Source organism: Alkalihalophilus marmarensis DSM 21297 (assembly GCF_000474275.2).
In the GTDB taxonomy this organism is placed as follows: Bacteria; Bacillota; Bacilli; order Bacillales; family Bacillaceae_D; genus Alkalihalophilus; species Alkalihalophilus marmarensis.
On the sequence record NZ_ATAE01000068.1, the window covers coordinates 1 to 5,106 of the forward strand.

Annotated in this window: 2 rRNA genes; both read left to right on the forward strand. The window is 29.7% G+C overall.

Annotated features, from left to right (window positions below):
* Positions 1-111: 111 nt before the first annotated feature.
* Positions 112-1,663 (forward strand): 16S ribosomal RNA (locus A33I_RS19145).
* Between the two features lie 241 nt (positions 1,664-1,904).
* A 23S ribosomal RNA gene (locus tag A33I_RS19150) occupies positions 1,905-4,844 on the forward strand.
* Together the 16S and 23S rRNA genes form the textbook arrangement of a ribosomal RNA operon.
* Positions 4,845-5,106: the final 262 nt, after the last annotated feature.

The following is a 5,106-nucleotide window of genomic DNA, read 5'->3' on the forward strand; positions in this document are numbered from 1 at the left end:
AGTTTTTTGAAAATTGAATAAAAGTTAAGTGAAATAGAGATATATGATATTTTGTTAATTTTTAAAATAAGATGTTAGTGTATTTTATGTAAGTGAGTTTAATTAAATATTTTTATGGAGAGTTTGATTTTGGTTTAGGATGAATGTTGGTGGTGTGTTTAATATATGTAAGTTGAGTGGATTGATGGGAGTTTGTTTTTTGATGTTAGTGGTGGATGGGTGAGTAATATGTGGGTAATTTGTTTGTAAGATTGGGATAATTTTGGGAAATTGGGGTTAATATTGGATAATTTGTTTTATTTTATGGTGGAGTGGTAAAAGATGGTTTTTGGTTATTATTTATAGATGGGTTTGTGGTGTATTAGTTAGTTGGTAAGGTAATTGTTTATTAAGGTGATGATGTGTAGTTGATTTGAGAGGGTGATTGGTTATATTGGGATTGAGATATGGTTTAGATTTTTATGGGAGGTAGTAGTAGGGAATTTTTTGTAATGGATGAAAGTTTGATGGAGTAATGTTGTGTGAGTGATGAAGGTTTTTGGATTGTAAAGTTTTGTTGTTAGGGAAGAATAAGTGTTGTTTGAATAAGGTGGTATTTTGATGGTATTTAATTAGAAAGTTATGGTTAATTATGTGTTAGTAGTTGTGGTAATATGTAGGTGGTAAGTGTTGTTTGGAATTATTGGGTGTAAAGTGTGTGTAGGTGGTTTTTTAAGTTTGATGTGAAAGTTTATGGTTTAATTGTGGAGGGTTATTGGAAATTGGGAGATTTGAGTATAGAAGAGGAGAGTGGAATTTTATGTGTAGTGGTGAAATGTGTAGATATGTGGAGGAATATTAGTGGTGAAGGTGATTTTTTGGTTTGTAATTGATGTTGAGGTGTGAAAGTGTGGGGAGTAAATAGGATTAGATATTTTGGTAGTTTATGTTGTAAATGATGAGTGTTAGGTGTTAGGGGTTTTGATGTTTTTAGTGTTGAAGTTAATATATTAAGTATTTTGTTTGGGGAGTATGATTGTAAGGTTGAAATTTAAAGGAATTGATGGGGGTTTGTATAAGTAGTGGAGTATGTGGTTTAATTTGAAGTAATGTGAAGAATTTTATTAGGTTTTGATATTTTTTGATTATTTTAGAGATAGGGTTTTTTTTTTTGGGGGATAAAGTGATAGGTGGTGTATGGTTGTTGTTAGTTTGTGTTGTGAGATGTTGGGTTAAGTTTTGTAATGAGTGTAATTTTTGATTTTAGTTGTTAGTATTTAGTTGGGTATTTTAAGGTGATTGTTGGTGATAAATTGGAGGAAGGTGGGGATGATGTTAAATTATTATGTTTTTTATGATTTGGGTTATATATGTGTTATAATGGATGGTATAAAGGGTTGTAAAATTGTGAGGTTGAGTGAATTTTATAAAGTTATTTTTAGTTTGGATTGTAGGTTGTAATTTGTTTATATGAAGTTGGAATTGTTAGTAATTGTGGATTAGTATGTTGTGGTGAATATGTTTTTGGGTTTTGTATATATTGTTTGTTATATTATGAGAGTTTGTAATATTTGAAGTTGGTGAGGTAATTTTTTGGAGTTAGTTGTTTAAGGTGGGATAGATGATTGGGGTGAAGTTGTAATAAGGTAGTTGTATTGGAAGGTGTGGTTGGATTATTTTTTTTTTATGGAGTATTTATTTTAGTTGATGTATGATTTTATGATTATATATGTTTTGGATTTTTTGTTTAGTTTTGAAGGAATTATTTTTTAATTAGATATTAATTTTTATTAAGTTGAGTAAGAGTTAGTATTTGGTTTTTTGAAAATTAGATAATGAAATGTAAATATATTTGTTTATTGGTATTTTTTAATAGAGAAGATTGAATGAGTATGTTAAGAATTTAATAATTTTTTTTAAATTTTGGTTAAGTTAGAAAGGGTGTATGGTGAATGTTTTGGTATTAGGAGTTGAAGAAGGATGTGATGAATGGTGAAATGTTTTGGGGAGTTGTAAGTGAGTTTTGATTTGAGGATATTTGAATGGGGGAATTTATTATTTGTAATGGAATAGTATTTATATTTGAATATATAGGGTATGAGGAGGTAGATTTGGGGAATTGAAATATTTAAGTATTTAGAGGAAGAGAAAGTAAATGTGATTATTTGAGTAGTGGTGAGTGAAATGGTATTAGTTTAAATTAAGAGGTTTGTTTTTTGGGGTTGTAGGATATTTTATATGGAGTTATAAAGAAATAGGATAGGTGAAGTGATTTGGAAAGGTTTGTGATATAAGGTAATAGTTTTGTAGTTGAAATTTTATTTTTTTTTGAGTGGATTTTGAGTATGGTGGGATATGTGAAATTTTGTTGGAATTTGGGAGGATTATTTTTTAAGGTTAAATATTTTTTAGTGATTGATAGTGAATTAGTATTGTGAGGGAAAGGTGAAAAGTATTTTGGAAGGGGAGTGAAATAGATTTTGAAATTGTGTGTTTATAATTAGTTGGAGTTTGTTAATGGGTGATAGTGTGTTTTTTGTAGAATGAATTGGTGAGTTATGATGTTGTGTAAGGTTAAGTTGATAAGGTGGAGTTGTAGTGAAAGTGAGTTTGAATAGGGTGAATGAGTATGTTGTTGTAGATTTGAAATTGTGTGATTTATTTATGTTTAGGGTGAAGTTTAGGTAATATTGAATGGAGGTTTGAATTTATGTATGTTGAAAAATGTGGGGATGAGGTGTGGGTAGGGGTGAAATGTTAATTGAATTTGGAAATAGTTGGTTTTTTTTGAAATAGTTTTAGGGTTAGTTTTGAGGTTGAGAGTTTTGGAGGTAGAGTATTGATTGGATTAGGGGTTTTTATAGGATTATTGAATTTAGTTAAATTTTGAATGTTAAAAATTTTTATTTGGGAGTTAGATTGTGAGTGTTAAGATTTGTAGTTAAGAGGGAAATAGTTTAGATTATTAGTTAAGGTTTTAAAGTATATGTTAAGTGGAAAAGGATGTGGAGTTGTTTAGATAATTAGGATGTTGGTTTAGAAGTAGTTATTATTTAAAGAGTGTGTAATAGTTTATTGGTTGAGTGATTTTGTGTTGAAAATGTATTGGGGTTAAATGTATTATTGAAGTTATGGATTGATATTTTAGGTGTTAGTGGTAGGGGAGTGTTTTAAGTGTAGTGAAGTTAGATTGTGAGGATTGGTGGAGTGTTTAGAAGTGAGAATGTTGGTATGAGTAGTGAAAAGAGGGGTGAGAATTTTTTTTGTTGAAAGTTTAAGGTTTTTTGAGGAAGGTTTGTTTGTTTAGGGTAAGTTGGGATTTAAGTTGAGGTTGAAAAGTGTAGGTGATGGATAATAGGTTGAAATTTTTGTATTATTTTTTTATTGTTTGAGTAATGGGGGGATGTAGTAAGGTAGGGTAAGTGTATTGATGGATATGTGTGTTTAAGTAATTAGGTTGAGAAGTAGGTAAATTTGTTTTTTGTGAAGGTTGAGTTGTGATGGTGAGGGAAATTTAGTATTGAAGTTTTTGATTTTTTATTGTTAAGAAAAGTTTTTAGTGAGGTGAGAGGTGTTTGTATTGTAAATTGATATAGGTAGGTGAGAAGAGAATTTTAAGATGTTTGGGAGAATTTTTGTTAAGGAATTTGGTAAAATGATTTTGTAATTTTGGGAGAAGGGGTGTTTTGGTAGGGTGTATGTTTGAGAGAGTTGTAGTGAAAAGATTTAAGTGATTGTTTAGTAAAAATATAGGTTTTTGTGAAGTTGTAAGGTGAAGTATAGGGGTTGATATTTGTTTGGTGTTGGAAGGTTAAGAGGAGGGGTTATTTTTTATGGGAGAAGTTTTGAATTGAAGTTTTAGTAAATGGTGGTTGTAATTATAATGGTTTTAAGGTAGTGAAATTTTTTGTTGGGTAAGTTTTGATTTGTATGAATGGTGTAATGATTTGGATATTGTTTTAATGAGAGATTTGGTGAAATTATAGTATTTGTGAAGATGTAGGTTATTTGTGATAGGATGGAAAGATTTTATGGAGTTTTATTGTAGTTTGATATTGGATGTTGGTATAGTTTGTATAGGATAGGTAGGAGTTTTGGAAGTTGGAGTGTTAGTTTTGATGGAGGTGTTGGTGGGATATTATTTTGATTGTGTTGATATTTTAATTTTGAGTTGTGATTTGGTTTAGGGATAGTGTTAGGTGGGTAGTTTGATTGGGGTGGTTGTTTTTTAAATAGTAATGGAGGTGTTTAAAGGTTTTTTTAGAATGGTTGGAAATTATTTGTAGAGTGTAAAGGTAAAAGGGAGTTTGATTGTGAGATTTATAAGTTGAGTAGGGATGAAAGTTGGGTTTAGTGATTTGGTGGTTTTGTATGGAAGGGTTATTGTTTAATGGATAAAAGTTATTTTGGGGATAATAGGTTTATTTTTTTTAAGAGTTTATATTGATGGGGAGGTTTGGTATTTTGATGTTGGTTTATTGTATTTTGGGGTTGAAGTAGGTTTTAAGGGTTGGGTTGTTTGTTTATTAAAGTGGTATGTGAGTTGGGTTTAGAATGTTGTGAGATAGTTTGGTTTTTATTTGTTGTGGGTGTAGGAAATTTGAGAGGAGTTGTTTTTAGTATGAGAGGATTGGGATGGATATATTGTTGGTGTATTAGTTGTTTTGTTAGGAGTATTGTTGGGTAGTTATGTGTGGATGGGATAAGTGTTGAAAGTATTTAAGTATGAAGTTTTTTTTAAGATGAGATTTTTTATGGAGTTAATTTAGTAAGATTTTTTAGAGATGATGAGGTTGATAGGTTTGGTGTGGAAGTATGGTGATATGTGGAGTTGATAGATATTAATTGGTTGAGGATTTATTTAAATGATTTTTGATATATGTTTATATATTATTTAGTTTTGAGAGAATTATTTTAATTAAATAGTATATGGTTTGTTTTTGTGTATTATGTTTGTTTGAAGTAAGTTAGTTGAGAAGTTAGGTAGGTTGTAAGTTTGGTGGTGATAGTAAAGAGGTTATATTTGTTTTTATGTTGAATATGGTTGTTAAGTTTTTTTGTGTTGATGGTAGTTGGGGGTTTTTTTTTGTGAGAGTAGGATGTTGTTAGGTGATAAAGTATAATTTA